The sequence below is a fragment of the Ensifer sp. ENS03 genome, assembly GCF_014852035.1.
Lineage (GTDB): Bacteria > Pseudomonadota > Alphaproteobacteria > Rhizobiales > Rhizobiaceae > Ensifer > Ensifer adhaerens.
The window spans coordinates 345,556-360,212 of the sequence record NZ_JACVAV010000002.1 but is presented as its reverse complement, the minus strand read 5'-3'; the positions used below and the strand labels follow the sequence as shown (position 1 = coordinate 360,212).

Here is a 14,657-nt window from a genome sequence, read left to right as displayed (position 1 = left end):
GCCAGAGATACGCAACATTCGCAAAGCGCTCTCCAGGGTTGTGTTTGCCGATTGCGACGCTTCACACGGCTGGCGCGGGTGTCGGTAAAAGACAAGTGGACCTCGTGCGATCGCTCGCTAGCCTGATTAACGGCACCGCGAGTAGAGGTACGAGCCAAATCGGCCGATGATCACACGCCATTGGCGGCGCGTGCTTTCGACACTACCTGCGATGCGGCGGTCTCTTTGGAAGGGTACGTTGCGTGGGGCAGAATCAGCCAACAGTTCTGATGCGCGCCGTTTCGCTGCTGAAGGCCCTGTGGACTGTTTCGGTCATCGTCGCGACAACCGCCATCGGTGCCCACGCCGGATGGTTGGGCCACGGCATCGTGGGGCGTTGGCGCTCGGGTTCGTGGGGCTTGTCGCCGGCTGTTTCCTCAGTCGGCCGTCGCTTCTCGCAGAGTTGCTGACCTAGGCCGCATTGCGTTTCGGATTGCGCGACGACACGTTCGAACGCAAAGGAAAAGGGCACCGCCTTGTCGGCGATGCCCTTCGATTGATCCGGATCGTGACGCCCTCAGAAGGGACAGATCACGCCGTCATTCATTGTTCGGTCTTATGCACCGCATCGTCCACCGACGGGAAGCCGATGTCCTTCAGCGTGTCATAGGACAGGTTCTCGAGGGCCCGTTCCTGGCGATAACGCTTCCATACTGCCCAGGCACGAACCTGCAGATTGAAGAGACCCGGAAGGGACGAGTGGGAGGATGCCCGTTCCGAGGCCGATGAAAACTGAGTGTTGGACATTTCATGGCTCCTTCTGAGTGTCTCAGCCGGTCGCGACCATGATGGTATTTATGGCCTAACCTGACTTATCATTCCAACGAATATGTTTGATGCCTTTCATCAAACATGGTGATTGATTAGCGGGTCCGCAAACATCACGTCGTCACGGACTCTCTGTGGCAGTTTGGCGAGTTCGCGCCGGGCTTCCACCCGATTCCGCGCGATCTGTTTTTCGCGTCGTTGCCTTGCAACACCGTCGAGGACGGCGATCATTTGATTGAGGGCGTTGAGGACCATGTCGTTGCTCCTGCTATGCTCTTTTTTTACCACTGCCTGCGGCAGGCGGCTGTTACGGAGGGAACTCTTCGAAGCGGCGATAACAAGGGCTGCGGTGGACATGCGTTTCTCCTTCCTGCGTCGTCCTTGAGCTTGACTATCGGCCATTGCTGATGTTCAATCAAACGAAATGAAGTGAAGCTATCTTTCAGTTTTTTTGAATGAGGTTGACGCCATGAACATGCTGATGCGCCATGCGCTTCCGCTTCTCGAAATGGACGTGCTGAAGACTTTCATCGCGATTGCCGAGACCGGCAACTTCACCACCGCCGCCGAAACCGTCTACCGCACGCCGTCGGCTGTCTCGATGCAGATCAAGAAGCTCGAGGAGATGCTCGGCTGTACGCTGTTCCTGCGAGACGCCCGCTCGGTCACCTTGACGCCGAAGGGCGAGTTGCTGCTCGGCTTTGCCCGCCGCCTGCTGTCGCTCAACAACGAAACGGTTTCCCGCTTTCTCTTGCCGGATATGAACGGCGTAGTGCGCGTCGGCGCGCCTGAGGACGTTGGCGAGCGCATCCTGCCCGAGGTGCTGAAGCGTTTCGCCGAATCCTATCCGAACGTCACGGTCGATGTGTCGATCGGCATGAGCAACGCCATGCGCAAGAAGGTGGACGAGCACCGGCTCGATATCGCCATCTTCAACAGCCTGACCGAGGGAACGCCCCGCAATGGCGAAATTCTGATGCAGGAAAAGCTGGTCTGGGCCGGCGCAAAGTGCGGCAGCGCGCATCTGAAGGATCCGCTGCCGGTGTCGATGTGGGAGGACGGCTGCGTCTGGCGGGCGGATGCGGTAGAAAAACTCGCGCGCGCCGGCCGCAAGTTCCGCATTGCGTTCCTCAGCGCCTATACCACCGGGCAGCGCGCCGCCGTGCTTGCCGGTCTCGCGATCGCGCCGCTGCCGCGTTACCTCGTCCAGGGGGAAATGGTGCAACTCGGCGAGCGCGACGGCCTGCCGGATCTCGGCCACTACAATATCGGCCTGCAGGTGATCAGCGATGCGCCGGCGCCTGTACTGGCGGTCGCCGACCATGTGCGCGACGCCTTCGCCGATCTGCAGGTCCAGTAAGGGGAGATATCGCGGTTGCGCTCTTCCCGGTCGCTGCCCGCCGCCTTCCTGTCGTCCTGGCCACTTTCGTCGGGTGCCCGGCCATGAGCGAACGGTCGCGCGTTCTCGATCCGATCGACCGCCTGTCGGAGATCATCTTCGGCCTCTTGATGGCGCTGTCCTTCACGGGAACCATGAGCACGGTCACGGCCGGCGAGGGCGGTGTCAATGCCGTGCTCGTCGCCGCCCTCGGCTGCAACATCGCCTGGGGCATCGTCGACGGCGTCATGTATGTGCTGACGACGGTGGTGGAGCGCGTGCGACGGCGCGGTTTTCTCGACAGGCTCAGGTCTGAGCGGCTCGATCGCGCCCGCGAACTGTTTCTCGAAAGCCTGCCGGACGATGTGCGCCGCGTCTCTTCGCCCAAGGAAACGGAAGCGCTGCTTGTCCGGGTGAGGGCGCTCTCCGCCGACCCCAGGCACAGGGTGGTGACCGCACACGACCTTAAGGCAGCCGTCGCGATCTTTCTGCTGGTCGTCGCCTCGACGTTGCCGCCAAGCATTCCCTTCCTGCTGACGGACAATGTCGCGCTCGCCATGCGCGCCTCCAACGCCATTGCGCTCGTCATGCTCTTCGTCATCGGCGCGCGCCTCGGCCGCTACATGGGCCGAAGCCCCTGGCCGATGGCCTTTGCGATGGCTGCGATCGGCGCGGCTCTGGTGGCGGTGACGATCCTCTTTGGCGGATAACTTTCGCCCTTGAGCGACGAGGGTTCGCTCACACCTTGATCGGTGCCTGGCGGATGTGGATTTCGATCAGCCGTTTCAGTTCGGGCAGATCCCGGGCTTCCAGCGCGTCGACCATCAGGTGGTGCTCGCGGGCCGATTGCTCGATGCGGGCGCGGGTGCGCCATTGCGATACCGGGGCCGATACGGTGCGCTGGCGGATTTCGGCAACGACGTCGACGAGTTCGGAATTGCCCGAGAGCATGAGAAGGGCGCGGTGGAAGGCGAGGTTGGCGTCATAGTGCTCCATGATGGAGCCGCGAAACGACATCTCGTCGAACTGCCGGGCGAGTTGCCTCAGTTCGGCGATGGTGGCGGGCGTTGCATTGGCAACCATGCGGTCGGCGACGCCGGTTTCGAGAATCACGCGGATATCGCTGATTTCCTGCGTGCGCTGGTCGTCGAGTTCATAGACCTGGTAGCCGCGGTTGGGATTGTGCTGCACCAGCCTGCGCTGCGACAGCCGGTCGAGCGCCCGGCGCACCTCCGGCCGCGTGCAGTCGTAGCGGCGCTCCAGGTCGATCTGCTTCAGCCAGGCGCCGGCCGGCAGGGTCCCGGTCAGAATGTCGTGCAGCAGGAGGTCGGTAACGTCCTTCTTGTCCCCGGGCTTTTCCTCGGGCGCCAGCATTTCCGTCAGATCGTCGCTCATTCCTGCCTTACACTCTCTTTCCGCCTGTCACCGGCCTCTGACGCACGTTGCTGGTGCATGTCCCAGGTCCCCGGCCGTGCCTCGCATCGCCCGCCGCAGCGGAATTGGCTCCATTTTTGGAGAAACTATGATGCCGTCCTGAACAATTCAATGCGGGAGAGCGGCGTTGCCTGCCTGCCTCTCGCCGTTGTGCACATCGCTCGAAATGTTTCAGGACCCTCTTGTGTATCCAAAAATGTTATCATAAATTGGCGCCAATTCTGGTTACTATTATTGCGGAAGTCAAGAAACGATGAAAAATGCCGATGCCGTCTGGGACCTCCTCGAAGCCAAGCGCGAACGGTTCTTCGTGCTCAGCGACCGGGTCTGGGATACGCCGGAAACCAACTACGAGGAGTTTTCCTCGTCGGCCGAACACGCCGCACTGCTGGAGGCCGAGGGCTTTCGCGTATCGCGCGGCATCGCCGGCATGCCGACGGCGGTGATGGGCGAGGCGGGCGAGGGCGGGCCGGTCATTGCCATTCTCGGCGAGTTCGATGCGCTGCCGGGCCTCAGCCAGGAGGCCGGCATTGCCGAGGAACGGCCTCTGGTCGACGGCGGCAACGGCCATGGCTGCGGCCACAATCTGCTCGGCGCCGGCGCGATGATGGCGGCGACCGCCGTCAAGGATTACCTCGCGGCCAGCGGCATCAAGGGGCGGGTGCGCTATTACGGGTGCCCGGCGGAAGAGGGCGGCTCGTCCAAGGGCTTCATGGTGCGCGCTGGCGTGTTCGACGATGTCGATATCGCGATTTCCTGGCACCCCGCACCCTTTGCCGGCGTCAACAACCCCATTTCGCTTGCCTGCAACGAGCTCGACTTCCGCTTCAGCGGCCGGGCTTCGCATGCGTCGGCTGCCCCCCATCTCGGCCGCAGCGCGCTCGATGCGCTCGAACTGATGAATGTCGGCGTCAACTATCTTCGCGAACACATGCCATCGTCGGCGCGCATCCACTATGCGGTGACGGACACCGGCGGCAACGCGCCGAACGTGGTGCAGGCCCGCGCCAAGGCGCGCTATCTCGTGCGCGCCCGCAGCCTGCCGGAACTGCTCGATCTCGTGGAACGTGTCCGCAGCGTTGCCAAGGGCGCGGCGCTGATGACGGGCACCACGGTCACGGACGAGATCGTCAGCGGCGACGCCAACCTCGTCGGAAACACCCCGCTCGAAGCGCTGATGCACCGCCAGCTTGAGCATCTGGGACCGCCGCAGTTCGACGAGGACGATCGGCGGACGGCGGCAAAGTTCCAGGAGACTTTTACCGGCGAGGATATCGCCTCTGCCTTCGAGCGTTTCGGGCTCAAGCTGCGACGGGGCGTTTCGCTCTGCGACACGATCTTTCCGCCGGAAAACGGCGCCGGCACGCTTGTCGGCTCCACCGATGTCGGAACGGTGAGCTGGGTGGTGCCGACCGTGCAGATGCGCGGCGCGACCTACGCGATCGGCACGCCCGGCCATTCCTGGCAGCTGGTGGCGCAAGGCAAGCTGCCGGCCGCGCACAAGGGCATGGAGCACGCGGCCAAGGTGATGGCGAGCACGGCGGTGGAGCTGATCCTCGATCCCGCGCTCATTGCCGCCGCCAAGGCCGACCATGCCGCAAGGCTCGAGGGCACGCCCTTCGTCAATCCCATTCCTGACAATGTCGACCCGCCGATCCCCGGGGTGAGCCATGGTTAAGTCATCGATCGACAAGCGAAGGGAGGCGCTGCGATGACTGAGCCCGGTTTCCTCGACATCATCAGCTTCGGGCCGGACGGCTGGGGCCCGGCGCTTGCCGCCGGCGCCTGGATGACGATCCTGATCGCGATTGCCGGTTTTGCGATCGGCGGCCTCATCGGCACCTTCGGCGCCTGGGCGAAGATCTCCGGCGGCCCGGTCGTCCGTGGCTGCGCCGAGGCCTACACGACGGTCCTTCGCGGCATTCCCGACCTCCTGGTCATCTATCTCTTCTATTTCGGCGGCAGCGCCGTCGTGACGGCCGTCGGCCAATTGTTCGGTGCGGAGGGTTTCGTCAGCTTCCCCGGTTTCATCGCCGGTGCGCTTGCGGTCGGCATCACCTCAGGCGCCCAGCAGACCGAGGTCTATCGCGGCGCCTTCCGCGCCGTGCATCCGGGCGAGTTGGAGGCGGCAACCGCCTGCGGCATGGGCCGGCTCCTCAAGTTTCGCCGCATCATTGCACCCTTGACGCTGCGTTATGCGCTGCCCGGTCTCGGCAATGTCTGGCAGGTGGTGTTGAAGGAGTCCGCACTGGTCTCGGTCACGGGTGTCGTCGAACTCTTGCGTCAGGCGCAGATCGGCGCCGGATCGACCAGCCGTCCCTTCGACTTCTTCTTCATCGCAGCCATGATCTATCTCGCGATTTCGACCGTGTCGGGCCTCGTTCTTCAGGTTACCGAGCGCCGGTTCTCGCGCGGCGTCAGGAGGGGCTGATGGATATCAAATTTGCCCTCGAAACCTTCTGGAGCTTGGCGGCGGCGCTGCCGCTGACGCTGGAGCTTGCCGCGACATCGATCGCGCTCGGCTCGGTGCTGGCTCTTGGGCTGGCGCTCTCCCGTCTGTCGGGCATTCTTGCGCTCGATCTCTTTGCCCGCACTTACGTGTTCCTGTTTCGCGGAACGCCGCTGCTCGTGCAGATCTTCCTGATCTATTACGGCCTCAGCCAGTTTCCGGCCGTGCGCCACAGCATCTTCTGGCCGCTTCTGCGCGAACCCTACTGGTGCGCCGTGCTGGCGCTGATGCTGAACACGGCCGCCTATGCGAGCGAAATCATCCGCGGCGGCCTCCTCTCTGTGCCGCACGGCCAGGTCGAGGCAGCGCGCGCCTGCGGCATGGGGCGCGTCATGATCTTTCGCCGCATCGTCATGCCGCAGGCGCTACGCCAGGCATTGCCCGGTTACGGCAACGAGATGATCTCCATGGTCAAGGCGACCTCGCTCGCCTCGATCATCACGCTGATGGAAATCACCGGCGTCGCCGCCAAGCTGATCTCGGAGAGCTACCGGGTGATCGAGGTCTTCGTCGTCGCCGGTCTCATCTATCTCGCCATCAACTTCGTGCTGACCCGGCTCGTTGCGTTTGCCGAACACCGGTTTAACCCGCAGCTGCGCGCGCCATTGCCGATCTCCGCCGAACTCAAGGGAGAAGCCCATTGAACATGTCCGCCGCCGTCACCGCACCGGTCGCGATCCGCGTGCACGACCTTCACAAGAGTTTCGGCCCGGTCGAGGTGCTGAAAGGCGTGTCGCTCGACGCGCGCGAGGGCGAGGTGATTTCCATCCTCGGATCCTCCGGCTCCGGCAAGTCGACGCTGCTTCGCTGCATCAACATGCTGGAGGTTCCGAATTCGGGCACGATCGAGGTCGCCGGCGAGGCGATCCGGCTGAAGACATCGAACGACGGGCGCAGCCGCCCGGCCGACCAGAAACAGGTGGACCGCATCCGCTCCGAACTCGGCATGGTGTTTCAGAGCTTCAATCTCTGGTCCCACAAGACCGTGCTTGAAAACGTCATCGAGGCGCCGGTGCATGTGCTGAAGCGCCCGCGCGTCGAGGCGATCGAGGAGGCCGAAGCACTGCTTGCCAAGGTCGGCATCGCCGACAAGCGCAACCATTATCCCTCGCATCTCTCCGGCGGCCAGCAGCAGCGCGCCGCGATCGCCCGTGCGCTTGCCATGCGCCCGAAGGCGATGCTCTTCGACGAACCGACCTCGGCGCTCGACCCGGAACTGGTCGGCGAGGTGCTGCGCGTCATGCGCGGTCTGGCGGAGGAGGGGCGCACCATGCTGGTCGTCACCCACGAGATGGGCTTTGCCCGCGACGTCTCGAGCCGCGTCGTCTTCGTGCACAAGGGCACGATCGAGGAGGAGGGGCCGCCGCACGAGGTCTTCACCCATTCCAAGTCCGAACGCTTCCGCCAGTTCATCAAGAGTTGAAGCCTGTCGTGATCGGCGGGCCGAAAAACAAAGCAATCAACATCCACAAAAGGGGAATGCTGCAATGAAAAAGACCACCGCAATCATGGCATCGGCGCTTGCCGTTGCCGCGGGGCTGATGTCCATGCCGGCGCAGGCCGAAGACAAGAAGTGGACGAAGGTGACGATCGCCACCGAAGGTGCCTTTCCGCCCTATAACCTGACCAAGGCGGACGGCACGCTCGACGGCTACGAGATCGAGCTCAGCAAGATCCTCTGCGACCACATGAAGGTCGAATGCACCGTCATCGCGCAGTCCTTCGATGGCATGATCCCAGCGCTCAACGCCGGCAAGTTCGACGCGATCATGGCCGGCATGTCGGCCACCGAGAAGCGCAAGGAAGTCATCGACTTCTCGATGTCCTACGGCAGCACCGGCCAGGCCTTCGCGACGCTGAAGGGCGGTGATCTCGAAACCCTGCCGATGAAGGGCGAGCTCTTCTCGCTTGCCTCCAACGAGGCCGGCGCGCGCAAGGCGGTCGACGAGCTGAAGCCGCTGATCGAAGGCAAGACCATCGGCGTCCAGACCGCCTCGATCGCGGCGCGCTTCATCGGCGAATATCTGAAGGACGTCGTCGAGGTGCGCGAATACAAGACGACCGAGCAGCACGATCTCGATCTCGTCGCCGGCCGCGTCGATTTCGTCATGGCGTCCATGGGCTACCTGAAGACGACCGTCGAAAAGCCCGCCAACAGCGACATGGTCATCACCGGCCCCCGCTTCCAGGGCGGCTTCCTCGGCGCCGGCAGCTCCGTTGGCCTGCGCAAGAGCGACCCCGAATTGAAGGCGCTGTTCGACGACGCAATTGCCGCTGCCAAGGCCGATGGTACCATCAAGCGCCTGTCGGAGAAGTGGTTCGGCTTCGACCTGACGCCGCAGTAATCCGGGTCGGTTCGCCCTCTCAACCAAAGCACCGCACGTTCCGTCGAACGCGCGGTGTTTTCTGTGTCTGGAATGCCCGGCGCTTCCTCGCGCGCTTGCAAGGCGCCAGGGCTGTTTATTTAATAGCGACGCGCAGCGCGTGTGGACATCTTTCGAACACAATCGCTTCGTATAAGTCCATCTGTCGACATTTGCTTATGAGCGCTGAATGTGTTCGCCGCTCGCAACTGTCGCGTCGCTTTAGACTTTTGACCACGGATGTACTGGCACTGGTGTAAGAGCGATGATGAGGAAGGTCGGTGCGGTTTCGCCCCGGCCTTTTTTATTGCCGGATGATCACTTCAGCGTTTTCGACGCGAGCACAAAGTCGATCAGGTCGCCGACCGTGACGAGCTTTTCGACAGAGTCGTCGGTCAGATAGATCTCGAACTCTTCCTCCACCAACATCGCCAATTGAGACACTTCGAGCGAGTCGGCGCCCAGATCCTCTTCGATCTCGGCATCGTCTTTCACTTCGGAAGCCTTCACGCCGAGCAGCTCGACGAGGATCGCCTTTACGCGTTCGGAAACATCGGATCGTGTGGGTGCCATGGATCTACTCCCTCCCTTAAAGCATAACACAAAGGGCGGTGAACGGCCGTCTAGGCCTATAGGATCATTCGCTGATTTCGTCATGATCCAAATGGGTTAGGCCATTTCGGTGAGGGAGAGCCCCTGGGTGTTTGCCAGTGCCAGACCTCGGCACCTCGGCGAACTCCTGCGATATGTCGGCGAACGCGTCGATCAGGGTGCCGCCGAGCGATATGAAACCCTGAAGATCGACTACAGGCCGCGCTATACGCCCCTGTTGCGCGCGCTTGCCGCCGGCGCCGAGACTGTCACCGAGATCACCAGCAACAGCAGTCTCACCCAGGGCGCGATCAGCCAGACGGTCAGCCTGATGCTGAAGGGCGGGCTCCTTGCCCGGCGCGGCCTCGACGACGGCAGGAAGACCGGCCTGCGGCTGAAGAAAAAGGGCGTCGCGCTCCTGACAACTCTGGAGCCGCACCGGCAGATGAAATTCCTGGCGATCCGGAGCCTCGAGCTGGAAATCGGATATCCGGTTCTTGCGGTGCTACAGGCGCTCGGGGCGGCGCTGGAGCGGGAAGGGTTCGCGAGCCGCCTGAAGGCCGCCCCCATCGTTAGGAGAAGGAGGCTTCCGGTGGCCGCTGAAGTCGGGACCAGAAACTGGTTCGATGCCGCACCCACCGCCTATGCCCTGTTCCGGCCGGACTATGGTCGGTTCATGGAACGGCTTAAGGAAAAGCCTTCCTCGATCCAGCCTTGAGGGAGGCGCCGCAGCCACCGCGCCAAGCCCAATCCGGCGCGGCAAAGCCGCCCCGGTCACCTTCCAACGATGCCCTATTTCGTCGGAGCAGGCGTCGGCCGCACCAGCGAGACGACGCGCGGCTTCGAGGGGGCGTCCAGCCACTCGATCCACTTGTCCCGTTCCTCGGTCGTGTCGAAGAACCGCCAGAGCTTGTAGTCTTCTTCGGTGGTCTGCAGCATTTCGCCGATCGAAACGAGCTCCATCGGCAATTCCACCTCGTTGCCGTCGTAGCGAATGAAGTAGATCCCCTCGGCGGCAAGCCGGATGATCTGACCGGTGCCATAGGTGCCATCGGGATCGTCGACGGTGAAATACATGCCGGTCAGGGTATCGAGAATTTTGTCGTTCATGGGTTCTGGATGCCAGTTTAAGGAATAGGTTTCATCAGACCGTCGCCCGCCGCCGGAATTAAGGCAAGCTGAAATCTCCGGTGTCCACATTCACCAAACAGCATAATAGCCCGATGCGCGACCAAACGAGGACTTTCGTTTGTGCGGTCGGCCGCCACTTTCATGGCGAGAGGGCGGCTGGTGCCGCCCTTCGTTTGCGTCAACCAAAGTACGAGGTTTTGCCGCGCGTGAGGTTGGACCTGCCCGTGCCTGGCGTCGTGTTGGGTTTCCCGCTACCGCCCGCCAACTCGATTGCTTCAATGGCTTTGGCGGTCGGCTGATTTTCAGCGGCCCCCGGCGAAGTCGCTGCGAAGGCGGAGCCGGCGAATGCAAGCGATGCCGCAACTGCGATGATGATTTTCATTGGTCTCTCCTTGGTTCAAAGCACGCGCAAAAGCGCGCCAACCTCGGCGTAGACCTGCGGTGAGAACGAAGACATACGGCGGTTGTCGTATTTCGACACGGCAGAGACTTGTGAGAGCTCGGAATGGTTACCGGACTACTCCCGGCTCCTCCTCCGCCGCCGTCCGCCGCCTTCACCGTCATCGCTACTCACCTTGCGCTCCGGCAAGGTGACGACGGTCGAAAGATTCGGGAAGCTGTCGACCTTGTTCGGCATCGCCATGGCGTTGACGAAATGCTCCTGAAACTTTGATTCAAGCGCCGTCTCTATCTTCTCGATTTTGCTGACAGTTTGCTCGATCTCGCGGCGGTGGCCGCGGTTCAAGAGCGCCATCAGTGCGCCGGTACCGGCGGCGTTGCCGACGGCCTTTACGTCGTCGAGATCGCAGTCCGGGATGAGGCCCAGCACCATCGCATATTTGGGATCGATGAAGGAGCCGAAGGCGCCGGCAAAGCGGATGGTGTCGACGTGGTCGACGCCCTGCTTTTCCATGAGCAGCTTGATGCCGGCATAGAGCGCTGCCTTGGCGAGCTGGATGGCGCGGATGTCGTTCTGCGTCACGGTGATGCGCTGCTCACCCTCGTGCAGGAGGTAGGAGAAGGTGCGGCCGTTCGGGATGATGCGCGGGCTTTTTGCCGCCATGGCACCATCGACGACACCGTCCTCGGAGATGATGCCGGAAAGATACATCTCGGCGACGATCTCGATGATCGCCGAGCCGCAGATGCCGGTGACGCCGACTGATGCGGCCGCCTCGGCAAAGCCTTCCTCGTCCGACCACTTTTCGACGCCGATGACGCGGAAGCGCGGCTCCAGCGTTACGGGATCGATGCGCACGCGCTCGATCGCGCCGGGGGCGGCGCGCTGGCCCGACGAAATTTCCGCACCTTCGAAGGCCGGGCCCGTGGGCGAGGAAGCGGCGACGACGCGGTCCTTGTTGCCGAGCACGATTTCGGCATTGGTGCCGACATCGACGAGCAGCATCATCTTGTCCTGGCGATAGGGCCCTTCGGCGAGGGTTGCTCCCGCCGCATCGGCGCCCACATGGCCGGCGATGCAGGGCAGCATGTAGAGGCGCGCGCCGCGGTTGACGTCGATATCGATCTCATGCGCCCAATATTGCAGCGCGCCTGACACAGCGAGCGCGAACGGCGCCTGGCCGAGTTCCGTCGGGTCGATGCCGAGGAAAAGGTGGTGCATGATCGGGTTCGCGACGAAGACCATGTCGAGAATGTCGTGGCGGTCGACTTCACCCTCGGCGCAGACCTTGCCGATGAGACCATTGACCGCCTCGCGCACGGCCTTGGTCATCGCCTCGCGGCCATCAGGATTCATCATCACATAGGAGACGCGGCTCATCAGGTCTTCGCCGAACCGGATCTGCGGGTTGGAGGCGCCGGACGAGGCGGCGATGCGACCCGAGAGCAGCGACACCAGATGCATGGCGATCGTCGTCGAGCCGATGTCACAGGCAACGCCGTAGGCCTCGTTCTTGAGGCCCGGCCACAGGCCGACGATGAAGGGGCGCGAACTATCCATGTCGCGGTGGATGGCGGCGGTGACGGCCCAGTTGCCCTTGCGCAGAATGCCTTGCACCTGCGGGATCAGGTGCGGCGCAATCAGCAGATCCTTCCAGCCCCAGTCCTTCTCCAGCATCACCTTCAGCCGGTCGAGATCGCCGAGCGGCTTGTGCATGTCGGGCTCGTCCACCTCGACATAGCAGAGCTGAACGGCGGCGTTGCGCTCGATCACCCGGTCGGTTGCGGCCTTGCGCACGACCTGGGCGTTGATAACGGTATCCTGCGGCACGTCGATGACGAGATCGCCGAGGATCTGGGCGGAACAGGAGAGGCGGCGGCCGTCGGGCAGGCCGCGGATCTTCTCGTAGCGATCTTCCTTGGCGCCCTTTTCAGAAATGTGGTCGTTGGACGAGACGATCTTGTGCTTGGCGAAGTTGCCTTCCTGCACCACGATCTGACAGCGTCCGCAGGTGGCGCGCCCGCCGCACACGCTTTCGACATAGACGCCGAGCTTGCGCGCCGCATCGAGAACCGGCGTGCCGACCGGGAAGCGGCCGCGCTTGCCCGAAGGCATGAACAGCACGAGAGGGTCCTTTTGCGCGGCTTCGGTCATGTTGGTCTCGATCTCGGAGGTACCTTCAATGCGCATGCTCTGTGGTCTTTCGTCAGGTCCGCTTCAATGGGTCAGGCGAAGCACGGGTAAACGGTTTCAGACTGCACCGGAACGGCGCCCGATAGTTGTCCAATCCCGACATGGAAGCTTCTGTTTCAAACAGTTAGGCGTGGGGCACGGCGCGTCAGGCTTACTTGCGCGACAGCCGCCGGGCGTTGCTGCGCACGCGCTTGCCATAGGGCCTGAGGGCTGCGGACGCAATCGCGGTTCCGTGGCCAGACGCCGTGCCGCCGGTCATCAGGCGCAAGGTGTTGTCGAAGGCGGCCTTCCAAAGGGCCATGTTCACGGCCATGACGCTTTCGGCCGTGGCGGCGATCTTCTCGGAGACCATGCGATGAAGCTCGGTCACGTCCTGGGTCTTGCCGGTGAGCGCCGCCATCTGCATCTCCTGCAGTCGGACGGCGATGACGAAGGGGGCCTCGAACCAGAGGGTGGCGGCATCCAGGCGTAGGCTGCGTGTCATGGTGATCTCCACTTTGCGTTGGCGGATGGATGAACCGACGTGCGTTGCTACGGCGCCCCGGCAAGTTTTACGACTGCGAATGTATAGGCAAGAGTCGCGGCCAGCACGGCCGAACTGCCCCAGAGGCAAGCCTTGATCACCTGCTCCTGCGGACCGAGATAGACCTTCCTGGTGACGGTGGCGATCATTATTGTTCCAAGTACGGCAGCCGTCACGATGATCACGGGTGCACCATAGCTGCGGAGCGCGGCGTAGAACCGCTGAAACTCGGCCGCATCGTCAAACAGTGTGTACCTGGCGATAACGACCAGAGGGAGAACGACGGCAAGGAGGCGCAACTGGCTTCTCATCGTCCTTCTCCCTCGAGCGCATCAGCGCCGATCCAGGAACTACTCGCTGGCAGCCGCACCACCCGTGCGGGCCGCGCGGCCACCGCGACGTCCGCCACCGGCGGCTGCCACTGGTGCTGCCGCAACCACGTGGCCACCTTCGGCCGGCTTGTGGTCGCGGTAGGTCTTGATCCAGTGGGTGCAGTTCGGGTCGGTGCCGTTTAGCACGTTTGCCGCACGCACGGCTTCCATTTCCTGCGGGCGGCAGGGGTTCATGATTGCCGACGTCATGCCGGCGCCGATGACCATCGGAATGAAGCCGGCATTGATGCCGTGGCGGTGCGGCAGGCCGAAGGAGATGTTGGACAGGCCGCAGGTGGTGTTGACCTTCAACTCTTCGCGCAGACGCCGCAGAAGTGCGAAGACCTGCTGGCCGGCGGTGCCCATGGCGCCGATCGGCATGACCAGCGGGTCGACGACGATGTCGTGCGGCTTGATGCCGAAGTCGGCGGCGCGCTCGACGATCTTCTTGGCGACGGCAAAACGCACATCCGGATCTTCGGAAATGCCGGTTTCGTCGTTGGAGATGGCAACGACCGGAACGTCATACTTCTTGCAGAGCGGCAGGATCGCTTCGAGCTTTTCCTCTTCGCCGGTCACGGAGTTGACCAGCGGGCGGCCCTTGGCGACGCGCAGTGCCGCCTCGATCGCGGCCGTCACCGAACTGTCGATCGACAGCGGCACGTCGACGAGGCCCTGGACGATTTCGAGTGTCTTGACCAAGAGCGGCGGCTCGGTCTCGTTCGGGTTGACGGCGGTCACGCCAGCGTTGACGTCGAGCATCGTCGCCCCGGCGGCAACCTGCTCCAGCGCGTCCTTGATGACGGTATCGAAGTTGCCCTCGATCATTTCGGCGGCCAGCTTCTTGCGGCCGGTCGGGTTGATGCGTTCGCCGATGACGCAGAACGGCTGGTCGAAGCCGATGATGATCTCGCGGGTGGCGGAAGCGACGATGGTCCGGGTCATGCAGGGTCCTTT

Annotated in this window: 18 protein-coding genes; 8 read left to right on the top strand and 10 right to left on the bottom strand. The window is 62.9% G+C overall.

The window, feature by feature from the left end:
* Nucleotides 1-582: 582 nt before the first annotated feature.
* Nucleotides 583-786, bottom strand: coding sequence for a DUF1127 domain-containing protein (locus IB263_RS08405; RefSeq protein WP_034788135.1), 204 nt, complete (start codon nt 784-786; stop codon nt 583-585).
* A 99-nt stretch (nt 787-885) separates the two neighbouring features.
* Nucleotides 886-1,164, bottom strand: coding sequence for a hypothetical protein (locus tag IB263_RS08400; RefSeq protein ID WP_051659126.1), 279 nt, complete (start codon nt 1,162-1,164; stop codon nt 886-888).
* 112 nt (nt 1,165-1,276) lie between these two features.
* On the opposite strand from IB263_RS08400, the gene IB263_RS08395 reads away from it, so the two are divergent.
* On the top strand, nt 1,277-2,167 hold the full coding sequence (locus IB263_RS08395; protein ID WP_034788138.1) for a LysR substrate-binding domain-containing protein: 891 nt from the start codon (nt 1,277-1,279) through the stop codon (nt 2,165-2,167).
* Nucleotides 2,168-2,250: 83 nt separating this feature from the next.
* Nucleotides 2,251-2,895, top strand: a complete 645-nt coding sequence (locus tag IB263_RS08390; RefSeq protein ID WP_192438246.1) for a VIT1/CCC1 transporter family protein — start codon at nt 2,251-2,253, stop codon at nt 2,893-2,895.
* Between the two features lie 28 nt (nt 2,896-2,923).
* Here the strand turns inward: IB263_RS08390 and IB263_RS08385 are convergent, their stop codons facing one another.
* The gene (locus tag IB263_RS08385; RefSeq protein WP_060584849.1) at nt 2,924-3,580 is read right to left on the bottom strand and encodes a GntR family transcriptional regulator; all 657 of its coding nucleotides are present in this window, start codon (nt 3,578-3,580) and stop codon (nt 2,924-2,926) included.
* A gap of 292 nt (nt 3,581-3,872) precedes the next feature.
* On the opposite strand from IB263_RS08385, the gene IB263_RS08380 reads away from it, so the two are divergent.
* From IB263_RS08380 to IB263_RS08360, 5 genes are all read left to right on the top strand, one after another.
* The gene (locus IB263_RS08380) at nt 3,873-5,297 is read left to right on the top strand and encodes a M20 family metallopeptidase (protein ID WP_192438244.1); all 1,425 of its coding nucleotides are present in this window, start codon (nt 3,873-3,875) and stop codon (nt 5,295-5,297) included.
* 33 nt (nt 5,298-5,330) lie between these two features.
* Nucleotides 5,331-6,050, top strand: a complete 720-nt coding sequence (locus IB263_RS08375; RefSeq protein ID WP_089044217.1) for an ABC transporter permease — start codon at nt 5,331-5,333, stop codon at nt 6,048-6,050.
* Nucleotides 6,050-6,772, top strand: a complete 723-nt coding sequence (locus tag IB263_RS08370; protein ID WP_134886591.1) for an ABC transporter permease — start codon at nt 6,050-6,052, stop codon at nt 6,770-6,772. Before IB263_RS08375 ends, IB263_RS08370 begins: the two co-directional genes overlap by 1 nt.
* 2 nt (nt 6,773-6,774) lie before the next feature.
* Nucleotides 6,775-7,551 carry an ABC transporter ATP-binding protein gene (locus IB263_RS08365; RefSeq protein WP_034788153.1) on the top strand — a complete coding sequence of 259 codons (777 nt, stop codon included), beginning with the start codon at nt 6,775-6,777 and terminating at the stop codon, nt 7,549-7,551.
* A gap of 64 nt (nt 7,552-7,615) precedes the next feature.
* Nucleotides 7,616-8,473 carry a transporter substrate-binding domain-containing protein gene (locus tag IB263_RS08360; protein WP_192438242.1) on the top strand — a complete coding sequence of 286 codons (858 nt, stop codon included), beginning with the start codon at nt 7,616-7,618 and terminating at the stop codon, nt 8,471-8,473.
* Between the two features lie 336 nt (nt 8,474-8,809).
* On the opposite strand, the gene IB263_RS08355 is transcribed toward IB263_RS08360, so the two are convergent.
* Nucleotides 8,810-9,064 carry an acyl carrier protein gene (locus tag IB263_RS08355; protein ID WP_034788158.1) on the bottom strand — a complete coding sequence of 85 codons (255 nt, stop codon included), beginning with the start codon at nt 9,062-9,064 and terminating at the stop codon, nt 8,810-8,812.
* Nucleotides 9,065-9,191: 127 nt separating this feature from the next.
* Between IB263_RS08355 and IB263_RS08350 the strand changes: the two genes are divergently transcribed.
* Nucleotides 9,192-9,800, top strand: coding sequence for a MarR family transcriptional regulator (locus IB263_RS08350; protein ID WP_210338228.1), 609 nt, complete (start codon nt 9,192-9,194; stop codon nt 9,798-9,800).
* Nucleotides 9,801-9,874: 74 nt separating this feature from the next.
* On the opposite strand, the gene IB263_RS08345 is transcribed toward IB263_RS08350, so the two are convergent.
* The 6 genes from IB263_RS08345 to IB263_RS08320 form a co-directional block, all read right to left on the bottom strand.
* A complete protein-coding gene (locus tag IB263_RS08345) occupies nt 9,875-10,192 on the bottom strand; it encodes a hypothetical protein (protein WP_034788160.1) in 318 nt (105 codons plus the stop codon).
* A gap of 199 nt (nt 10,193-10,391) precedes the next feature.
* Complete coding sequence (locus IB263_RS08340; protein WP_192438240.1) at nt 10,392-10,595, bottom strand: hypothetical protein; 204 nt, start codon at nt 10,593-10,595, stop codon at nt 10,392-10,394.
* 135 nt (nt 10,596-10,730) lie between these two features.
* Nucleotides 10,731-12,803 carry an ASKHA domain-containing protein gene (locus IB263_RS08335; protein WP_192438238.1) on the bottom strand — a complete coding sequence of 691 codons (2,073 nt, stop codon included), beginning with the start codon at nt 12,801-12,803 and terminating at the stop codon, nt 10,731-10,733.
* A 154-nt stretch (nt 12,804-12,957) separates the two neighbouring features.
* Nucleotides 12,958-13,290: a hypothetical protein gene (locus IB263_RS08330; protein WP_060584867.1), complete on the bottom strand. Its 333-nt coding sequence runs from the start codon at nt 13,288-13,290 to the stop codon at nt 12,958-12,960.
* Between the two features lie 47 nt (nt 13,291-13,337).
* Nucleotides 13,338-13,640: a hypothetical protein gene (locus tag IB263_RS08325; RefSeq protein ID WP_112976517.1), complete on the bottom strand. Its 303-nt coding sequence runs from the start codon at nt 13,638-13,640 to the stop codon at nt 13,338-13,340.
* 39 nt (nt 13,641-13,679) lie between these two features.
* The gene (locus IB263_RS08320) at nt 13,680-14,645 is read right to left on the bottom strand and encodes a methyltetrahydrofolate cobalamin methyltransferase (protein WP_034788171.1); all 966 of its coding nucleotides are present in this window, start codon (nt 14,643-14,645) and stop codon (nt 13,680-13,682) included.
* Nucleotides 14,646-14,657 lie beyond the last annotated feature (12 nt).

Bases quoted from the DNA above. Each gene is read 5' to 3' on its own strand.
- IB263_RS08405 (WP_034788135.1), bottom strand. From the start codon at position 786: ATGTCCAACACTCAGTTTTCATCGGCCTCGGAACGGGCATCCTCCCAC.
- IB263_RS08400 (WP_051659126.1), bottom strand. From the start codon at position 1,164: ATGTCCACCGCAGCCCTTGTTATCGCCGCTTCGAAGAGTTCCCTCCGT.
- IB263_RS08395 (WP_034788138.1), top strand. From the start codon at position 1,277: ATGAACATGCTGATGCGCCATGCGCTTCCGCTTCTCGAAATGGACGTG.
- IB263_RS08390 (WP_192438246.1), top strand. From the start codon at position 2,251: ATGAGCGAACGGTCGCGCGTTCTCGATCCGATCGACCGCCTGTCGGAG.
- IB263_RS08385 (WP_060584849.1), bottom strand. From the start codon at position 3,580: ATGAGCGACGATCTGACGGAAATGCTGGCGCCCGAGGAAAAGCCCGGG.
- IB263_RS08380 (WP_192438244.1), top strand. From the start codon at position 3,873: ATGAAAAATGCCGATGCCGTCTGGGACCTCCTCGAAGCCAAGCGCGAA.
- IB263_RS08375 (WP_089044217.1), top strand. From the start codon at position 5,331: ATGACTGAGCCCGGTTTCCTCGACATCATCAGCTTCGGGCCGGACGGC.
- IB263_RS08370 (WP_134886591.1), top strand. From the start codon at position 6,050: ATGGATATCAAATTTGCCCTCGAAACCTTCTGGAGCTTGGCGGCGGCG.
- IB263_RS08365 (WP_034788153.1), top strand. From the start codon at position 6,775: ATGTCCGCCGCCGTCACCGCACCGGTCGCGATCCGCGTGCACGACCTT.
- IB263_RS08360 (WP_192438242.1), top strand. From the start codon at position 7,616: ATGAAAAAGACCACCGCAATCATGGCATCGGCGCTTGCCGTTGCCGCG.
- IB263_RS08355 (WP_034788158.1), bottom strand. From the start codon at position 9,064: ATGGCACCCACACGATCCGATGTTTCCGAACGCGTAAAGGCGATCCTC.
- IB263_RS08345 (WP_034788160.1), bottom strand. From the start codon at position 10,192: ATGAACGACAAAATTCTCGATACCCTGACCGGCATGTATTTCACCGTC.
- IB263_RS08340 (WP_192438240.1), bottom strand. From the start codon at position 10,595: ATGAAAATCATCATCGCAGTTGCGGCATCGCTTGCATTCGCCGGCTCC.
- IB263_RS08335 (WP_192438238.1), bottom strand. From the start codon at position 12,803: ATGCGCATTGAAGGTACCTCCGAGATCGAGACCAACATGACCGAAGCC.
- IB263_RS08330 (WP_060584867.1), bottom strand. From the start codon at position 13,290: ATGACACGCAGCCTACGCCTGGATGCCGCCACCCTCTGGTTCGAGGCC.
- IB263_RS08325 (WP_112976517.1), bottom strand. From the start codon at position 13,640: ATGAGAAGCCAGTTGCGCCTCCTTGCCGTCGTTCTCCCTCTGGTCGTT.
- IB263_RS08320 (WP_034788171.1), bottom strand. From the start codon at position 14,645: ATGACCCGGACCATCGTCGCTTCCGCCACCCGCGAGATCATCATCGGC.